A 16,474-nucleotide genomic window follows, 5' to 3' on the forward strand; every position below is an offset into this window, starting at 1 on the left:
CTACGCCGGACGGTCCCGAACTCCCGGCGCCGCTACGCCGGGAATTCCCCATCGATGGTCAGCTCTTCATACCCAGACCATCGCACCGTCATACGATCGCCCGCCACCTCGGCTGTACCAAGGACGGGGCTGATGGTGCGATGTTCCGCCGCCGCGAGCGCCTCGGCCGCGGTATGGGCGGGAAGCAGCTCGCGCAGCACGGTCACGGTGGGCGGAAGCATGCCGATCCGGCCCGCCTCGTAGCCCTCGACGGCTTCGGCGGGCGACAGCCAGGCGACCTTGTCCGCCTCGCCGACCTGGGCCGCCGCGTCCTGCCCGGCCGGCATGGCGGCGACGAAGAACCAGGTGTCGAAGCGGCGCTCCTCGAAGGCCGGGGTGGTCCAGCGGGCCCAGGCACCCAGCAGGTCGCTGCGCAGCACCAGTCCGTGCCCGCTCAGGAACTCGCCGAAGGACAGCTCGTGGGCCTCCAGCGCGGCGCGCTCGGCGCTCCAGTCCCGGGGCTCGGCCATGGTCTCGGCGTCCGGTCCGGCCAGCAGGACGCCGGCCTCCTCGAACGTCTCCCGGACGGCCGCGCAGACCACGGCCTTGGCGGCGCTGACCTCGATCCCCAGCCGCTGTGCCCACTCGCCGGGCGTCGGCCCGGCCCAGCGGAGGTCGGCCTCCGCGTCGCGCGGGTCGACCCCGCCACCGGGATAGGCGTACATGCCGCCGGCGAAGGCCATCGAGGTCCGGCGCCGCAGCAGGTACGCCTGCGGTCCGGCGGCCTCGTCCGACCGCCCGTCGCGCAGCAGCACCACGGTGGCCGACGGCTTCGGCGTCGCCGGCGTCAGCTCACCGGCCGCGAGCGCGCGGATCCGGGCAGGCCAGGACGGCGGCATCGGGAGCGACCTTGCTCGATGATCCATGCCCGGATGCTAAACGCGCGGGGCCCGGGTTGGACAGACCCGACCCCGGCCCCGCGCGAAAAGAGGGCGCACAGGACGGTCAGACGGCGGCGCGGACCCGCACCTGGAACTCGATCTCGACCGGGGCGTCGAGCGGGAGCACCGAGACGCCGACCGCGCTGCGCGCGTGCACACCGGCCTCGCCGAGCACCTGGCCGAGCAGCTCGCTGGCGCCGTTGATCACGCCGGGCTGACCGGTGAAGTCGGGGGCGGACGCCACGAAGCCGACCACCTTGACGACCTGCTCGATCAGGTCCAGGTCGCCGATCACCGACTTCACGGCGGCCAGGCCGTTGAGCGCGCAGGTCTGCGCGAGCTGCTTGGCCTCCTCGGCGGTGACCTCGGCACCGACCTTGCCGGTGATCGCGAGCTTGCCCGCCACCATCGGCAGCTGGCCGGCGGTCAGCACATGGTCGCCGGACCGCACCGCCGGGACGTAGGCGGCGACCGGCGCCGCGACGGCGGGCAGGGTGAGCCCGAGCTCGGCCAGCTTCTCCTCGACCTTGCTCATCAGCTCTTCTCCCGCTTCAGGTAGGCAACCAGCTGCTCGGGGTTGTTCGGCCCGGGCACGACCTGGACGAGCTCCCAGCCGTCCTCGCCCCAGGTGTCCAGAATCTGCTTGGTCGCGTGCACGAGCAGCGGCACGGTGACGTATTCCCACTTGGTCATGGGGGTGACTCTAGCCGTCGGCGAGGGTGTGAGGTGGGACACAGAGGGGGCATCAATCCGGGCGCCCGTCCGGATGCTCCCGTCATCGACGGCGCTCGCTGGTTACGCTCACGGGGAGGGCACCAGGCGGTGCCGGTCGACGGACGGACGGAGACGGAGCGTGGCGAGCACCCCCGGCCCCGAGGAGCGCGGCCCGGACTGGGAGGGCGTGCGGCTGCATGTCGTCAGCGGCAAGGGCGGCACCGGGAAGACCACGCTGGCGGCCGCACTCGCGCTGGCTCTGGCGGCCGAGGGGGGCCGCACCCTGCTGATCGAGGTCGAGGGCCGACAGGGCATCGCCGAGCTGTTCGGCATCTCCGCGCTGCCGTACGAGGAGCGCAAGGTCGCCACCGTCAGCCGGGCCAGGCTGGGGCTGCCCGCCGAGCCCGGTAGCAGGCCGGGCGAGTTGTACGCGCTGGCGATCGACACGGAGCAGGCGCTGCTGGAGTACCTGGAGATGTTCTACAAGCTCGGCCGGGCCGGCAAGGCCCTGCAGAAGGTCGGCTTCGTGGACTTCGCGACCACGGTCGCACCGGGCGTACGCGACGTCCTGCTCACCGGCAAGGCCTGCGAGGCGGCCCGCCGCAAGGGGTCGGACGGCCACCGGGCATACGACGCGATCGTCATGGACGCCCCGCCGACCGGCCGGATCACCCGCTTTCTGAACGTCAACTCCGAGGTCGCCGGGCTGGCCAGATTCGGCCCGATACACACTCAGGCGCAGGCCGTGATGCGGGTGTTGAAGTCACCGGAGACGGCGGTGCACTTCGTCACGCTGCTGGAGGAGATGCCGGTGCAGGAGACGGTGGACGGGATCACCGACCTCCGGGAGGCGCAACTGCCGCTGGGCGGGGTGATGGTGAACATGGTCCGGCCGCCGGTGCTGGACGCGGCCGCGGTGGCGGCGGTGCACGGCGACCACCGCGAGGAGGTGGCGCAGGCACTCGGCGAGGCCGGCCTCGGCGGCCGGTCGCGCAAGCCCGAGACCGTCCGGGCGGCCGTCGAACCGCTGCTCGACCCGTTGCTGGAACAGGCCAGGGAGCACGCCGAGCGGGTGGAACTGGAGCGGGACCAGCGGGCCGACCTGCAGCAGCTGGAACTGCCGACCTACGAGCTGCCGCTGCTCGGCGAAGGCGTGGACCTCGGCGGGCTGTACCGGCTCGCGAGCGAACTCAAGCGGCAGGGGGCGGCATGACAACCCGGTTGGAGATCGACGCGCTGATCGACGATCCGAAGACCCGGATCGTCGTCTGCTGCGGCTCGGGCGGTGTCGGCAAGACCACCACCGCCGCGGCGATCGGCCTGCGGGCCGCCGAGCGCGGCCGCAAGGCCGTGGTGCTGACCATCGACCCGGCCCGGCGGCTGGCCCAGTCGATGGGCCTGACCGAGCTGGACAACACTCCCCGGCTGGTCAAGGACGTCGACGGCCCCGGCGAGCTGCAGGCCATGATGCTCGACATGAAGCGGACCTTCGACGAGGTCGTGCTGGCCCACGCCGACCCGGAGCGGGCCAAGGCGATCCTGGAGAACCCCTTCTACCAGTCGCTGTCGGCCGGCTTCGCCGGCACCCAGGAGTACATGGCGATGGAGAAGCTCGGCCAGCTGCGGGCCGCCGAGCGCTGGGACCTGATCGTGGTGGACACTCCGCCGTCCCGCTCCGCACTGGACTTCCTGGACGCCCCGGGCCGGCTCGGCTCCTTCCTGGACGGGCGGGTGATCCGGATGCTCACCGCCCCGGCCAAGGTCGGCGGCCGGAGTGCGATGAAGTTCCTCAACGTCGGGATGGGCCTGCTGACCGGCACCCTGGGAAAGATCTTCGGCGCCCAGCTGCTGACCGACATCCAGACCTTCGTGAGCGCGATGGACTCGATGTTCGGCGGCTTCCGCGAGCGGGCCGACCGCACGTACCAGCTGCTCAAGGCGCCGGGCACGGCCTTCCTGGTGGTCGCCGCGCCGGAGCGGGACGCGCTGCGCGAGGCCGCGTACTTCGTCGACCGGCTGGCCGCCGACGAGATGCCGCTGGCCGGGCTGGTGCTCAACCGGGTGCACTCCACCGGGGCCGCACAGCTGACCGCCGAACGGGCGCTGGCCGCCGCCGAGATGCTGGAGGAGAACGGCTCGCAGACCGCCACGGTGCAGGCCGAGACGCTGGCCGCCGGACTGTTGCGGCTGCACGCGGAGCGGATGCAGATCATGGACCGGGAGCGACGCACCCGGGACCGGTTCGTCTCGGTCTATCCGGACGTACCGATGGTGGAGGTGCCGGCACTGGCCGGTGACGTGCACGACCTCGCCGGACTGCGCATCATCGGCGAACGCCTCAGCGCGCCGCCGCCCTCGGGCCCGGCGAAGCGGTGAGCAGGGTGAACGGAGCGATCCGGCGGAACTCGGAGCGCAGCCCGGGCAGCAGACCCCCTCTGGTGCACCGGGCGGGACACGGACACCGGCCGGACCGGTACCTGTCGATCGCCGCCCCCACACCTGCCGACTGCCCGTCAGCATCCCTGCGGTCGATGGCGGGAGAAGCTCAGCCCGCCTGGGCGTAGTCGCGCAGGATCACTCCTGTTGCCAGCGACTCCTCGTACTCCGCCCGGGCCGTCTCCAGCAGCCTGCGCCAGGAGCCCACGGTGGGACGACGCCGCAGCAGCGCCCTGCGCTCCCGCTCCGTCATCCCTCCCCAGACACCGAACTCGACCCGGTTGTCGAGCGCGTCGGCCAGGCATTCGGTGCGAACGGGACACCCGCTGCACACGGCCTTGGCGCGATTCTGCGCGGCCCCCTGTACGAACAATTCATCCGGATCGCTCGTGCGGCAGGCCGCCAATGCGCTCCAGTCGTCTACCCAGCCCATGCTGGCGCCGTCCTCTCCCGAATCGGGGCTCCCCCACGGCGGCAACGGCATATTCACCGCTGCCAGTTGAGGACGTTACGGAAGAACGGCACTCCGCAACAGCCCCTTCGGGCTCAATCTCAAATGACCCAATCGGACTATGGGTACCCGATACCTCACTCGTTGGAGTGATCGCAGGTCGTAGGCCTTGCCGACACTCCCGAGACAACTATCATCACACTCTGCTACGGAAAATCGAGGGATACCCGGGCATCATTGGCCGCAAAAGGCTCTAAATCGGGCAAAGCTCATCACTCACAAGAGTGGTGATGATGAACAGAGCGAAGCTGTCGCAGTCTTGTGACAAGCCTAGGCGAACACCTGCCCCCATGGTGGGGAATCCGGCACGTAGGGTTCTCCCATGGCACCTCAGCGAACCTCGGGATCAGCGCTCGACAAGGCGAGCCTCGGAGTCAAGTTCCTGGGCGGCAGCGTGCTCGCCGGCGTCCTGGTCGCCGGCATGGCCCTGCCGGCCGTCGGCGCGCTCGGGCTCACGGCCAAGGACACGGCCGACAGCTTCGACAACATCCCCGCGGACTTCAAGACTCCCACCCTCTCCCAGGCGTCGACGATCTACGACGCCAAGGGCGGGCTGATCGCCAAGGTCTACGACCGGGACCGAACGATCCTCACCTCGGACCAGATGGCGCCGATCATGCGCAAGGCCCAGGTGGACATCGAGGACAGCCGCTTCTACGAGCACGGCGCCGTCGACCTCAAGGGCGTGCTGCGGGCGATCACCAAGAACGCCGAGGCCGGATCCGCCACCCAGGGCGCGTCCACGCTGACCCAGCAGTACGTGAAGAACGTCTTCGTCGAGCAGGCCGGTGACGACCAGCAGGCCTTCCTCGAGGCGACCAAGAAGAGCCTGGGCCGCAAGATCCAGGAGCTGAAGTACGCCATCAAGCTGGAGGAGGAGCTGACCAAGGATCAGATCCTCACCAACTACCTCAACATCACCTTCTACGGCCACCAGGCGTACGGCATCGAGGCCGCCGCCAACCGCTACTTCAGCAAGAGCGCCAAGGACCTGACCGTCCCCGAGGCCGCGATGCTGGCCGGGCTGGTGCAGAACCCCACGGCCTACGACCCGATCCTGCACCCGCAGGCCGCGCAGACCAGGCGCAACACGGTCATCGGCAAGCTGCTGGAGTACAAGCACATCTCGCCGGAGGAGGCCAAGGCCGCCACCGAGGCCCCGCTCGGGATCAAGTACCGGGAGCCGCTGAACGGCTGCATCACCGCCCAGGCGGGGATGGGCTTCTTCTGCGACTACGTGCGCCGGGTGGTCAAGCAGGACCCGGTCTTCGGCAAGACCGCCACCGACCGGCAGAAGCTGTGGAGCCAGGGCGGCCTGAAGATCAACACCACCATCGACCCGGACAAGCAGGCCGCCGCCTACAACGCGGTGACCAAGAAGGTCTACGCGACCGACTCGGTCTCGGCCGCGGCCACCATGGTCAAGCCGGGCACCGGCGAGATCCTGGCGATGGCGCAGACCCGGCCGTACGGCCTGGACGGCAAGCAGAACCAGACCGTCCTCAACCTCAACGTCGACGCCGCGATGGGCGGCGGCAACGGCTTCTCCCCCGGCTCGACCTTCAAGCCGATCCTGGCCGCGGCCGCGCTCGAATCGGGTATTCCGATCACCCAGGAGTACCCCTCCCCGCACGACATGGACTACCCGTCCATGAGCACCTGCGAGGGCACCTGGAAGAACAGCACCCGCAACGCGGCGACCGTGGAGAACGAGTCGGCCAGCGAGGTCGGACCGTTCTCGCTGAAGGACGCCATGGCGAAGTCGGTCAACACCTACTTCGTGCAGATGGAGCAGCAGGTCGGTCTCTGCCCGATGAAGCAGATGGCGGACAAGCTCGGCATCAAGAACAAGGCCAACGGCAAGCCGATGGAGCAGGTCCCCTCCATGGTGCTCGGCACCCAGGAGGTCAGCCCGCTGACCATGGCCAACGTGTACGCGACCTTCGCCGCCCGCGGCCTGTACTGCAGCCCGGTCGCGATCAGCTCGATGGTCGCCGCCGACGGCAAGAAGCTCCAGGTGCCGAAGGCCAACTGCACCCAGGCGATGTCCGAGGCCACCGCGGACGGCGTCACCACGCTGCTGCTGGGCGTGACCGAGAAGGGCACCGGCTCGTCGCTCGGCCTGGACGGCGGGCGTTCGATCGCCGGCAAGACCGGTACCACCGACAACCGGTACGCCGCCTGGTTCACCGGATTCACCCCGGAGCTGTCCACCTCGGTCTGGCTCGGCGGCCCCACCGGCAACGTCTCGATGAAGAACATCAAGATCGGCGGCAAGCCCTTCAGCGCGGTCTACGGCGCCGACGGCCCCGGCCCGATCTGGCAGCTGGCGATGAACGACGCGCTGGACGGCACGCCGAAGTCCAGCTTCCACACGGTCAACATCCCGGTGCCGGTGACCCCGACGCCCACCGACGGTGCCACCCCGCCGTCCGGGGACGCCGCCACCGCCGGCAACAACGGCGGCGGGCTGATCAACGGGGGCTTCACCTTCCCGCCGATCGGGACCGACGGCGGCATCGGCGGCAACAACGGCAACGGCGGCAACACCGGCGGCCGACGCCACTGACCCCCGCGGGGCGACCCGAGCCCGCAGCGCGACGAACGCCCGAGGGCGGTCCCCGAAGCACGGGGACCGCCCTCGGGCGTGTCCGGTACCGGCCGGCAACTCGGCCGACCTGCGTCGACGTGGGCCGACACGGGCCGACGCGGGCCGACGCGGCTCGGCGCGCGGCCGGGTCAGCCCGCCAGCGCGGCCTTCACCGCGGCGGCCACCCGGCCGCCCTCGGCCCGGTCGCCGACCTTGGGGCGCACCAGCTTCATCACCGCACCCATCGCCTGCGGGCCGGTGGCACCGACCGCGGCCACCGCCTCGGCGACGATCGCGGTCAGCTCCTCGTCCGAGAGCTGCTGCGGCAGGTACTGCGCCAGCACCTCGCCCTCGGCCCGCTCCCGGGCGGCCGACTCGGTCCGGCCGGCCTGCTCGAAGGCCTCCGCCGCCTCCCGGCGCTTCTTGGCCTCGCGGACCACCAGCTGAAGCACCTCGCTGTCGGAGAGCTCGCGCTTCTCCTTACCGGCCACCTCCTCCGAGGTGACCGCCGACAGTGTCAGCCGGATGGTGGAGGAGCGCAGCTCGTCCCGGGCCCTGATCGCAGCCGTCAGGTCCTCCTGCAGCTGCTGCTTAAGCGTCGTCATGCCGACGAGTCTCGCACCTGACCGGCACCGACGCCCCTGATTAAGCCCCCGCGGGCCCGCCCTGCCATCCTCCCGGCGCCGGCCACGGCGGGCCGCGGCGGGCGGCGCGGGCTCGGCGGAGGATGACGGCAGCTCACCGGCACCCTCGGTGACCACCTGCGCGTTCGGTCTCTGATCGCCCGTCTGAGACCATGGACCGATGCGACCGCTGTACTCCGTCCCGCTCGGAATCGCCGCCACCGGCGCCGCCTGCCTCGCCTACGCCGCCGGGTACGAGGTCCGCTCGTTCCGGCTGCGCCGGGTGGAGGTCCCGATCCTGCCGCGCGGCGCCCGGCCCCTCCGGGTGCTCCAGCTCTCCGACATCCACATGGTCGCCGGACAGGGCAAGAAGCAGCGCTGGCTGCAGAGCCTCGCCGGGCTCCGGCCCGACCTGGTGGTGAACACCGGCGACAACCTCTCCGACCCGCTCGGCGTACCCGCCACCCTCGACGCGCTCGGCCCGCTGATGGACTTCCCTGGTGTCTACGTCTTCGGCTCCAACGACTACTACGGTCCGGCCCGCAAGAGCCCGACCCGCTACCTCGGTGCGCTGCGCAGCGGCATCCACGGCCTCAACAACCCGGACGGCACCGGTCGACGGGGCATCACCGGAGCCGTCCACAACCCCTGGCAGAAGCTGCGCGACGGCTTCGACGCGGCCGGCTGGCTCAACCTCAACAACGCCCGTGGCCGGCTGACCCTGGCCGGCCTCGACGTCGAGTTCACCGGCCTGGACGACCCGCACATCCGGCACGACCGCTACGAGGACGTGGCCGGCGGGCCCTCGCCCGACGCCGACCTCTCGCTGGCCGTGGTGCACGCCCCGTACCTGCGGGTGCTGGACGCCTTCACCGCCGACCGGTACCCGCTGATACTGGCCGGGCACACCCACGGCGGACAGCTCTGCATCCCGTTCTACGGCGCCCTGGTCACCAACTGCGACCTGGACGCCGACCGGGTCAAGGGCCTGTCCGCCCACCGCGCCGGCGGCCAGCGCTCCTACCTGCACGTCTCGGCCGGCTGCGGCACCAACCGCTACACCCCGGTCCGCTTCGCCTGCCCGCCGGAGGCCACCCTGCTCACCCTGACGCCTCGGCGCTGACCTGCGACGAAGCCCTCCGGGGAATCGGATTTCGTCTCTCGGCGCACGTCCGGTAGAGTTCTACTCGTTGCGCCGGAGACGGAAGCAACAACAGCAGGACCGGGGTGTGGCGCAGCTTGGTAGCGCGCTTCGTTCGGGACGAAGAGGCCGTGGGTTCAAATCCCGCCACCCCGACCCAGTAAGACCAGCTCAGGGCCGGTCTCCCGCAAGGGAGACCGGCCCTGACTGGTTCTCAGGGCGCGTCCGGCCTCTCCTCCCGCATCCCGGTGAGCGCGGCCTGTGGTCGGAGCCGTTGGCCGCACCGCGGCCGTGAACCACGCAGGCGAGCCTGTGGCCCTCGCACGGCTTCGGCCGGGTGCGGGCGATGGTGCGGTGGGAGGGAGGACGCCCTTGGGGCGCCGATGTCCAGGCAGGAGTCGCCCTTCGGCGGGCATCGGTGCAGCTCGCCGGCGTCCGGCTCGTACGGCCGCCGCCCCACCCGGACGCTCGTCGGACGGAGAGGCGCCGTGGCGCCCACGGCGCGGGGGCCGCTGCTGCGCAGGAAGTCGGCCGGTCCTGGTTTCTGCGCAGCGGGCTCTGGTGGGAGTGGCCTCGGGTCAGCTGGGGGGACCGGACCAGATGACGTTCTTGCGCTGCAGCCCGGAGCCGTAGTTGAACTCGACGGTGAACGGGTCGGCTGCGTCGTCCGGCAGGGCGTACGCAGACAGGCTGGTGGCCTCCTGGCCGGGAGCAACGGAGCCGGCGAGGAACTTCGTCCGTCCGCTTCCGTCGATCAGAGTGAAGACGAGGTTGCCCTTGGCGTCCTTGACGAAGGGCGATCCGGACCCGTAGAGCGAGAGCTCCTTCGGCCCGGTGTTGACGACGGTGATCCGCACCTGGATGATCTTGGCGTTCTTGGGGGCCTCGTGCACGGTCTCACGCGGAACGTACGGCTCCGGCGCCGCCGTTGTGACCTTCAGTCCGTCCTCGTACGTGTAGGACTGGCCGAACGACAGGCGCCGGGCCCGCTCGTCCGCGGCCCGCTTCTCCTGCTCGGCCTCGATCCTCTTGTGTGCGGCGTCGATCCGCTCCTTCTCCTTCGCCGCCCGCTCCTCGGCGCGAGCGCGGGCGGCGTCCTCGTCCGCCCGTCGCTCCTCGTTGACCGCCCGTACATGCGCCACGACGACCACCCCGGTGCCGACCGAGACCAGCAGGCCTGCGACGCCCAGGATCACGCCCGCGAGCGCCATCGCCCGGTTGGTCGCCTGCCCCTTGCGCACAAGGCCCAGCCCGATGGCACCGAAGATCACGGCAAGCAGGGACGGCAGCCAGGACAGCCAGAACAGGATGAGGACCAGGCTGAGGACGGCACCGGTGATCCCGAGCACCATGGCCGCGATGCCAAGGCCGTTGCGAGGCTGCGGCGCCGGCATCGGGTACAGCGGCCAGTACGGCACACCCGGGCCCGCGCCCGGGGCAGGGGTCGCCCCCTGACCCGGCGTCTCGCCCTGGCCCTCGCCCTGCCCCTGGACGGGCGGTGCCCACGGGTTGGCGTCGGCCGGTTCCCCGGCGGACTGCGGGCTGTCGGGCGGGGCAGGTGTGGTCATACGAAATCCTTCAAGCACGTTGAGATGATGAGCGGCTGGTCAGCGCCGACGCCGAAGTCTGTCCCGATCCCCCGGCGACAGCGATCCGATTTCCGCGAAGCGGGCACCGGCCCCGACCGGACCCACACGTCGACACCCCGGGACGGGACACCGACGGGGTCGGCGGGTGATCAACATACAGGTGGCGGTCACGGCCCCGACATCGCGATCCGGGGCCAGGCCGGGCAGCAGCAGCTGTGGTTCGCAGGCGGCTGACCGTGATCCTCGGGTCTGCCTGCGCGCCCGGCGCCACCGCGCCTAGCCTGGCCGGGTGAACCCGCCTCCCCGGCGCCGGCCTCTCGCCGATCCCGCGACACGGCAGTCGCCACATCCGGCGACGACGGTCCCCAGCGCGGAGGAACGGGTGAGCACCTGGCAGTCGATCCTGCTCCCGCTCTCCTCCCGTCAGCCGCAGGTCGACCCCGAGCCGACAGGCGATGCCGCCGCGGAGCCGAGGAGTGGTCCCGAGGCCTACGGGGTGGCGACCTGGGAGGAGGTCGACCGGAAGCTCGAAGCGCGGATCGCCGCCCTCAAGGAGCAGGAGCGTGCCCGCGTCGAGCGCGAGGCGGAGGCCGTCCGACGACGAGCCGCCCTCGCCCGTCGGCGAGCACTGGCCGCGCTCGCCGACTCGGTGCTCGCCCTGGTGGAAGCCCGTCGGCTCGCCGACCCGGAGGGCTGGCGGGCCGTGGTCGAGCAGGAACAGCGCCGAGCCGAGGCGTGGCGGAGAACGGCGCACGAGAACGCCCAACGGTGGGCTGTCGTCCAGGAGAACAACCGACGGGCCGCGGAGCGGCTGGCGGCGGGCGGTTCGTGGGCGGGGGTGGGTTACGCGTTCCCCGCTCCCGTGGCCGAAGCCCCGTGGGAACCGGCGATCCAGCTCGTCTACCTCGTCGAGCACCGCGGGCTTCGCGCAGTGAAGATCGGCATCGGTAGCTCGGGCCGGATCCTGGAGCACGTCCGCAACGGGTGGCGGGAGACCCACCGGTCCCAGCTGTCCCGCCATGCCCGACGGGTCGAGGCGGCCGTACTCGAGCGCGTCCGGAGCGCGGGGATTCCGCCGTTCCTGACGCAGGGACAGATGCCGCAGGCCGGCTGGACCGAGACGATGGACTCCGCGCTGATCTCGGCGGACGAGGTATGGGCGATGGTGGCGGAAGAGTACGCGGCGCTGGAGCGCGGAGCCGAGCGGGAAGCGTCCGTCGGAGTGACAGCCCGACGGGTCATCACGGATCGAGACGGGGCCGACACCTAGCGTGACCGTATGACCACAGAACGTTTTCTCGGCGCTTCCGGGGGGCCGGCGATGCCGGTTGCCCCCCGGCGAAGCGGGTTCGCGGCACTGTTCGTGCTGGCTCTCGCCCTGCTCACCGCCGTCGCGGCCATCACTCCGGCCGCCGCCGCGCGCCGGGCGGGGGGCACCGTGACCGTGGAGGTCGTCAACAACAGCGACCGCGACCTGATCGGCTCGGCCATCAACGTCATCCACGGCTGCCTGCTCGCCCCGGCGCCGGGCCGTATCAACGCGGGAACCACCGGCCGCTGGACCGCGACGGCGTGCGGCGACCTCGTCGGCACCGAGGGAACGATCTCCTACCAGGTCGCGGGCGAGGGCACCGCGACGGTCGACGTGGGCTGGAACGTCCCGTTCGTCGGTGAGAACAGCTTCACGGAGAAGGCTCCCACCGGCTACGTGGTGAGCCACAGCGGCGGCGAGGACCCGAGCTCGCCCGCCCGGTTCACCTTCGACTGCAACTCCACGACCTGCGACGGGATCCCCGACGACTGGAAGCGGAACGGCGTCACCATCGACCCCGGCAACGGCGCCGGCCCGCAGTTCATCGACCTGCCCAAGATGGGCGCGGACGTGAACAAGCCGGACGTCTTCGTCCAGCTCGACTGGATGGCCGGTCCGGCCCACAGCCACGCGCTCGACCCGCAGGCGATCAGGAAGGTGGTCGACGCCTTCGCGAAGTCGCCGTTCAACCGGCACTCCCCGACGACGGGCATCAACCTGCACGTCGACGCCGGGCCCAACAGCGTTCTCAACTTCGCGACCGGTGCCACCTGGGGCACCCTCAGCCGGGCGAAGGCGCTGACCGAGACCGCCAACCTGGGGGTCAAGGACGCGAACGGCATGTACACCTGGAACGCCTTCAACGCGCTGAAGACGGCCACCACGGGCGGTTTCGTGAACACCGGGCGGTCGTCGATCTTCCACTACGCGATCTCGGCGCACAACCTGGAGCCCGGTTCCGCCTCCAGCGGCATCTCCTCCGGCACCCCGGCCAGCGACTTCATCGTCAGCCTGGGCAGCTTCACCAACAACGTCGGCACGGTCAACGAGCAGGCCGGGACGTTCATGCACGAGCTGGGCCACAACCTCGGCCTGCGGCACGGCGGGGACTTCGACCTGCCCAACCACCGGCCGCAGTACTTCAGCGTGATGAACTACTCGTACCAGATGGGCCTGGCCTCCGGGACCACCAGCGGGCTCATGGACTACTCCCGTCAGGCGGCCTCGCTGCAGGAGCCCACCCTGGACGAGCGGCAGTACCCGGGCAGTGTGGGGAACTTCGACGTCCGGCACTACTGCACCAAGCCGACCGGGGGCGGCTCGTTCGTCACCGTGCTGGCGAGCGCCGGCCGGGTCGACTGGAACTGCAACGGCATGATCGACGAGAGCCCGGTCGCGGTCGACACCAACAACGACGGGCAGATCACCACCCTCACCGGCCACAACGACTGGAACGCCATCCAGCTGCGCGGCGGCTCGATCAGCCACCCCGGTGACTCCGGCGGCGTTCCGGCGCCGACCCCGGACAACGAGCTGACCCCCGACGAGGCCGCCATGGACCTCCCGGTGGACACCACGCCGCCGGTCACCACGGCGAAGACGCACCCGTACGCCGGGGAGCACGAGGTCTACCACGAGGACGTCACCGTCACCCTCACCGCGACGGACGACATCTCCGGCGTGGCCAGGACCGAGTACAACCTCGACGGCGCGGGATGGCGGGACTACACCGGCCCGGTCACCGTGAGCGGCGACGGCGAGCACACACTGCTCTACCGCTCGATCGACCACTCGCAGAACGTGGAGCAGGCCAAGTCGCTGACCATCCGGATCGACTGCGACGGGGAGCGGCACGACGACTGGCACCAGTCACCGTGACAGCGGCCTCGCGTGATCCGCGCCCACGCGCCACGCGAGGGCCCGGCCCACGGGGAACGTCCACCGGCGGACGTCCGCAGGCCGACTGACCGCACCACCGGACCCCCGGGCCGCCCCTCGGCCCGGGGGTCCGCGCGTGTCCGACACCCCGCCGGAGGGGGTTCGCCCTCGCCCGGCCAGGGCGTCTGCGGGCTGCCCGCCACCGGGCGGCGAGAGCAGGCCGGGCCACGGGTAGCCTGCCAGGCGAGCCCGGGCCCCACGGCCGTCAGCAGCAGAGGGAGAACCATGGCAGAGCCCCTGATCGTCGCCGTCGCCGGCCGCGTCCCGGACGTCGACCCCACGGCGTTCGTCGCCCCCAACGCGGTGGTGGTCGGATCGGTCACCGTCGCCGCCCGCGCGAGCGTCTGGTACGGCGCCGTCCTGCGCGGCGACGCGGAGTCCATCTCGGTGGGCGCGGACACCAACATCCAGGACAACTGCACGGTGCACAGCGATCTCGGCTTCCCCGCGGTGCTCGGTGAGCGGATCTCGGTGGGCCACAACGCGGTGCTGCACGGCTGCACGGTGGAGGACGACGTCCTGGTCGGGATGAGCGCCACGGTGCTCAACGGCGCCCGGATCGGCGCCGGATCGCTGATCGCGGCCGGCGCCGTGGTGCCCCAGGGGATGCAGGTGCCGCCGGGCTCCCTGGTGGCCGGGGTGCCCGCCAGGGTGAAGCGCGAGCTCACCGAGGAGGAGCGCGCCGGCATCAAGGCCAACGGCGAGGGGTACGTCCTGCTCGCCGGGGCGCACGGTGAGATCACGGCGCCCTGACCGGCGTCCGCACCGGTGCGCCGGTCGCGGCGCACCCGTAGCAGCGAGGCCTGCCGGAACACTCCGGCAGGCCTCCGGCGTTCCGCCGCGCCACCGGCCCCGCCTCAGTGCTGAGCCGCGAAGCTCCACCGGGTGGGCGAGCCCGTGAAGTCCTCCTGCAACAGGCCGAACACCTCGGAGGGCCGCACCCGGAAGGTCGAATTCACCGCCGGATCGAGGAAGTCGATCCCGTAGTCGGTGCCGTACTTGTCGTTGAGGGCGGCCAGGAACGCGGCGATCTCCGCCGGCTCGACGACCAGGCCGGCCCGGCCCTCCAGCACCACCGGCTCGCGCGGGTTGTCGGTGGTCACCACGCAGTCGGCGCGACCGGCGAGGTTGCGGGCCTTGCGTGACCCGCGGCTGCTGCTGAACCACAGCGCCCCGTCGAGCCAGACGCCCCAGACCGGCATCGCATGGGGCCTGCCGTCCGGTCGCACGGTGGAGATCCAGTAGTCGTGCGAGCCGGTCAGCCGCTGCCGGGCCCACGACCACGGGAGCAGACCGGTGCCCTGATCGGCGGGCAGGATCCCGTATCCGGGCATGTGCGGACGGGCCGGGGCCGGCTCCGACACTGGATCACCTCCGCCTGGCACCGCATCGTCGGCGGCCCGCCGACGCGGGCTGCGCCCACCGTAGTGCGGCGACCCGCGACGGGCCCGCAGCCACACGCCCACTCACCCTCGGAATTCGCCCGGCCACCCTGAGTGGCGGCCCTGTCCGATCGCCCATAGCTTCGATTCGACGGGCGTGCACCCCGCGGGGCCCCGGCACGTCACCGCCCAAGCACACCACCGAACACCCGGAAGGCAGGTCACCACCCCATGCCCACACGACCGATTCACTACTGCGCAGGCCTCGCGGCCGCCCTGCTCGCCGGCCTGGGAACGGCGCCCCCCGCCCACGCGACGGGCTGGCACGTCGTCCGGCCGGGTGAGTCGATCCAGCAAGCGGTCGACGCCGCCTCCCCCGGGGACGGCATCCAGCTCCTCGCCGGCACCTACCGGGGGAGTGTGCAGGTCACCACCCCCAACCTCACCATCCGCGGGGCGGGCCGGGCCACCGTGATCTCCCCGTCCGACGGCCAGGCCGACCAGGCGTGCGCGGCGGCCGGCCACGGCCTCTGTGTCAGCGGCACCGCCGCCACCCTGTTGTCCGGTGTGCGGATCGAGGCGCTGACCGTCCAGGGGTTCAAGAAGAACGGGATCGCCGCCACCATGACGGACCGTCTGCAGGTCCGCGGCGTCCTCGCCCGGAACAACGGCCAGCAGGGCATCAGCCAGGAGAGGTCCATCCGGGCGACGGTGGTCGGCAACGAGGCCAGGGACAACGGTCAGGCCGGCGTCTTCCTGGCGAACGCCGTCAACGAGGAGGGCGGCGCCATCGACACCCAGGGCACCGTGATCAGCGGCAACCGCCTCACCGGCAACCGGATCGGCGTCGTGGTCCGCCGGGCCCGGGAGCTGACCGTCGAGCAGAACAGCGTCTCGGGCAACTGCGGCGGCATCTTCCTCGTGGGCGACGAGGGCTCCCCGAAGGCGGGCTCACTGACCGTCCGCCAGAACCACGTGTTCGCGAACAACCAGTACTGCCCGCCCAACCCCCGGCTCGACTACATCCAGGGCACCGGCATCCTCCTCACCGGCGTGGAGGACACCGAGGTGACCGGCAACCGGGTCGAGGACAACAACGGCGCCTCCTCGATGTCCGGCGGCATCGTCCTGTTCCGCAGCGTGGTGGGCACCCCGAACACCCGGATCTCCGTCCAGGACAACGTCGCCCTCCGCAACGGCCCCGCCGACCTCGCCGACCGCGACCCCGCCGGGACGGGCAACTCCTTCGCCGGCAACACCTGCCGGGTCTCCGAACCGTCCGGCCACTGCTGACCCGCCCGGCCCCGCCGGGGCCGGA

General features: G+C 71.4%; 15 protein-coding genes and 1 tRNA gene. 9 read left to right on the forward strand and 7 right to left on the reverse strand.

The genetic code is table 11. The features are described from left to right. Nucleotides 1-32: 32 nt before the first annotated feature. The 3 genes from OG871_RS18700 to OG871_RS18710 form a co-directional block, all read right to left on the reverse strand. On the reverse strand, nucleotides 33-905 hold the full coding sequence (locus OG871_RS18700) for an NUDIX hydrolase (protein ID WP_371498015.1): 873 nt from the start codon (nucleotides 903-905) through the stop codon (nucleotides 33-35). Between the two features lie 79 nt (nucleotides 906-984). Further along, entirely contained in the window at nucleotides 985-1,455 is a 471-nt protein-coding gene (locus tag OG871_RS18705; protein ID WP_371498017.1) for a RidA family protein, read from the reverse strand. After that, nucleotides 1,455-1,613: a DUF4177 domain-containing protein gene (locus OG871_RS18710; protein WP_095874066.1), complete on the reverse strand. Its 159-nt coding sequence runs from the start codon at nucleotides 1,611-1,613 to the stop codon at nucleotides 1,455-1,457. The genes OG871_RS18705 and OG871_RS18710 overlap by 1 nt, the downstream gene beginning before the upstream one ends. 160 nt (nucleotides 1,614-1,773) lie before the next feature. Between OG871_RS18710 and OG871_RS18715 the strand changes: the two genes are divergently transcribed. Together OG871_RS18715 and OG871_RS18720 are read left to right on the forward strand one after the other, a co-directional pair. Then, nucleotides 1,774-2,847, forward strand: a complete 1,074-nt coding sequence (locus OG871_RS18715; protein WP_371498019.1) for an ArsA-related P-loop ATPase — start codon at nucleotides 1,774-1,776, stop codon at nucleotides 2,845-2,847. Next, nucleotides 2,844-4,010, forward strand: coding sequence for an ArsA family ATPase (locus OG871_RS18720; RefSeq protein WP_371498021.1), 1,167 nt, complete (start codon nucleotides 2,844-2,846; stop codon nucleotides 4,008-4,010). Before OG871_RS18715 ends, OG871_RS18720 begins: the two co-directional genes overlap by 4 nt. Before the next feature lie 169 nt (nucleotides 4,011-4,179). Here OG871_RS18720 and OG871_RS18725 read toward each other — a convergent pair whose 3' ends face one another. After that, nucleotides 4,180-4,554 (reverse strand): WhiB family transcriptional regulator, encoded by a 375-nt coding sequence (locus OG871_RS18725; RefSeq protein ID WP_371503354.1) that lies wholly within the window; start codon nucleotides 4,552-4,554, stop codon nucleotides 4,180-4,182. Between the two features lie 349 nt (nucleotides 4,555-4,903). Between OG871_RS18725 and OG871_RS18730 the strand changes: the two genes are divergently transcribed. Continuing rightward, nucleotides 4,904-7,150, forward strand: a complete 2,247-nt coding sequence (locus OG871_RS18730; protein WP_371498023.1) for a transglycosylase domain-containing protein — start codon at nucleotides 4,904-4,906, stop codon at nucleotides 7,148-7,150. Nucleotides 7,151-7,320: 170 nt separating this feature from the next. Here the strand turns inward: OG871_RS18730 and OG871_RS18735 are convergent, their stop codons facing one another. Beyond that, complete coding sequence (locus tag OG871_RS18735; RefSeq protein ID WP_371498025.1) at nucleotides 7,321-7,776, reverse strand: GatB/YqeY domain-containing protein; 456 nt, start codon at nucleotides 7,774-7,776, stop codon at nucleotides 7,321-7,323. A gap of 199 nt (nucleotides 7,777-7,975) precedes the next feature. Between OG871_RS18735 and OG871_RS18740 the strand changes: the two genes are divergently transcribed. Both OG871_RS18740 and OG871_RS18745 read left to right on the forward strand, forming a co-directional pair. Then, nucleotides 7,976-8,917 (forward strand): metallophosphoesterase, encoded by a 942-nt coding sequence (locus OG871_RS18740; RefSeq protein WP_371498027.1) that lies wholly within the window; start codon nucleotides 7,976-7,978, stop codon nucleotides 8,915-8,917. 100 nt (nucleotides 8,918-9,017) lie between these two features. Beyond that, a tRNA-Pro gene (locus OG871_RS18745) sits at nucleotides 9,018-9,091 on the forward strand. A gap of 422 nt (nucleotides 9,092-9,513) precedes the next feature. On the opposite strand, the gene OG871_RS18750 is transcribed toward OG871_RS18745, so the two are convergent. Beyond that, on the reverse strand, nucleotides 9,514-10,503 hold the full coding sequence (locus OG871_RS18750; RefSeq protein ID WP_371498029.1) for a DUF4190 domain-containing protein: 990 nt from the start codon (nucleotides 10,501-10,503) through the stop codon (nucleotides 9,514-9,516). A gap of 403 nt (nucleotides 10,504-10,906) precedes the next feature. Between OG871_RS18750 and OG871_RS18755 the strand changes: the two genes are divergently transcribed. From OG871_RS18755 to OG871_RS18765, 3 genes are all read left to right on the forward strand, one after another. Next, nucleotides 10,907-11,794: a hypothetical protein gene (locus OG871_RS18755; protein ID WP_371498032.1), complete on the forward strand. Its 888-nt coding sequence runs from the start codon at nucleotides 10,907-10,909 to the stop codon at nucleotides 11,792-11,794. Between the two features lie 9 nt (nucleotides 11,795-11,803). Beyond that, nucleotides 11,804-13,714, forward strand: a complete 1,911-nt coding sequence (locus OG871_RS18760; RefSeq protein WP_371498034.1) for an OmpL47-type beta-barrel domain-containing protein — start codon at nucleotides 11,804-11,806, stop codon at nucleotides 13,712-13,714. A 285-nt stretch (nucleotides 13,715-13,999) separates the two neighbouring features. Beyond that, entirely contained in the window at nucleotides 14,000-14,527 is a 528-nt protein-coding gene (locus OG871_RS18765) for a gamma carbonic anhydrase family protein (protein WP_371498036.1), read from the forward strand. 104 nt (nucleotides 14,528-14,631) lie between these two features. On the opposite strand, the gene OG871_RS18770 is transcribed toward OG871_RS18765, so the two are convergent. Next, on the reverse strand, nucleotides 14,632-15,138 hold the full coding sequence (locus OG871_RS18770; RefSeq protein WP_371498038.1) for a pyridoxamine 5'-phosphate oxidase family protein: 507 nt from the start codon (nucleotides 15,136-15,138) through the stop codon (nucleotides 14,632-14,634). A 249-nt stretch (nucleotides 15,139-15,387) separates the two neighbouring features. On the opposite strand from OG871_RS18770, the gene OG871_RS18775 reads away from it, so the two are divergent. Further along, nucleotides 15,388-16,449 carry a nitrous oxide reductase family maturation protein NosD gene (locus tag OG871_RS18775; RefSeq protein ID WP_371498040.1) on the forward strand — a complete coding sequence of 354 codons (1,062 nt, stop codon included), beginning with the start codon at nucleotides 15,388-15,390 and terminating at the stop codon, nucleotides 16,447-16,449. Nucleotides 16,450-16,474 lie beyond the last annotated feature (25 nt).

It is taken from the genome of Kitasatospora sp. NBC_00374 (genome assembly GCF_041434935.1).
In the GTDB taxonomy this organism is placed as follows: domain Bacteria; phylum Actinomycetota; class Actinomycetes; order Streptomycetales; family Streptomycetaceae; genus Kitasatospora.

Bases quoted from the DNA above. Each gene is read 5' to 3' on its own strand.
- OG871_RS18730 (WP_371498023.1), top strand. From the start codon at position 4,904: ATGGCACCTCAGCGAACCTCGGGATCAGCGCTCGACAAGGCGAGCCTC.
- OG871_RS18760 (WP_371498034.1), top strand. From the start codon at position 11,804: ATGACCACAGAACGTTTTCTCGGCGCTTCCGGGGGGCCGGCGATGCCG.
- OG871_RS18750 (WP_371498029.1), bottom strand. From the start codon at position 10,503: ATGACCACACCTGCCCCGCCCGACAGCCCGCAGTCCGCCGGGGAACCG.
- OG871_RS18765 (WP_371498036.1), top strand. From the start codon at position 14,000: ATGGCAGAGCCCCTGATCGTCGCCGTCGCCGGCCGCGTCCCGGACGTC.
- OG871_RS18700 (WP_371498015.1), bottom strand. From the start codon at position 905: ATGGATCATCGAGCAAGGTCGCTCCCGATGCCGCCGTCCTGGCCTGCC.
- OG871_RS18735 (WP_371498025.1), bottom strand. From the start codon at position 7,776: ATGACGACGCTTAAGCAGCAGCTGCAGGAGGACCTGACGGCTGCGATC.
- OG871_RS18710 (WP_095874066.1), bottom strand. From the start codon at position 1,613: ATGACCAAGTGGGAATACGTCACCGTGCCGCTGCTCGTGCACGCGACC.
- OG871_RS18720 (WP_371498021.1), top strand. From the start codon at position 2,844: ATGACAACCCGGTTGGAGATCGACGCGCTGATCGACGATCCGAAGACC.
- OG871_RS18725 (WP_371503354.1), bottom strand. From the start codon at position 4,554: ATGCCGTTGCCGCCGTGGGGGAGCCCCGATTCGGGAGAGGACGGCGCC.
- OG871_RS18740 (WP_371498027.1), top strand. From the start codon at position 7,976: ATGCGACCGCTGTACTCCGTCCCGCTCGGAATCGCCGCCACCGGCGCC.
- OG871_RS18775 (WP_371498040.1), top strand. From the start codon at position 15,388: ATGCCCACACGACCGATTCACTACTGCGCAGGCCTCGCGGCCGCCCTG.
- OG871_RS18705 (WP_371498017.1), bottom strand. From the start codon at position 1,455: ATGAGCAAGGTCGAGGAGAAGCTGGCCGAGCTCGGGCTCACCCTGCCC.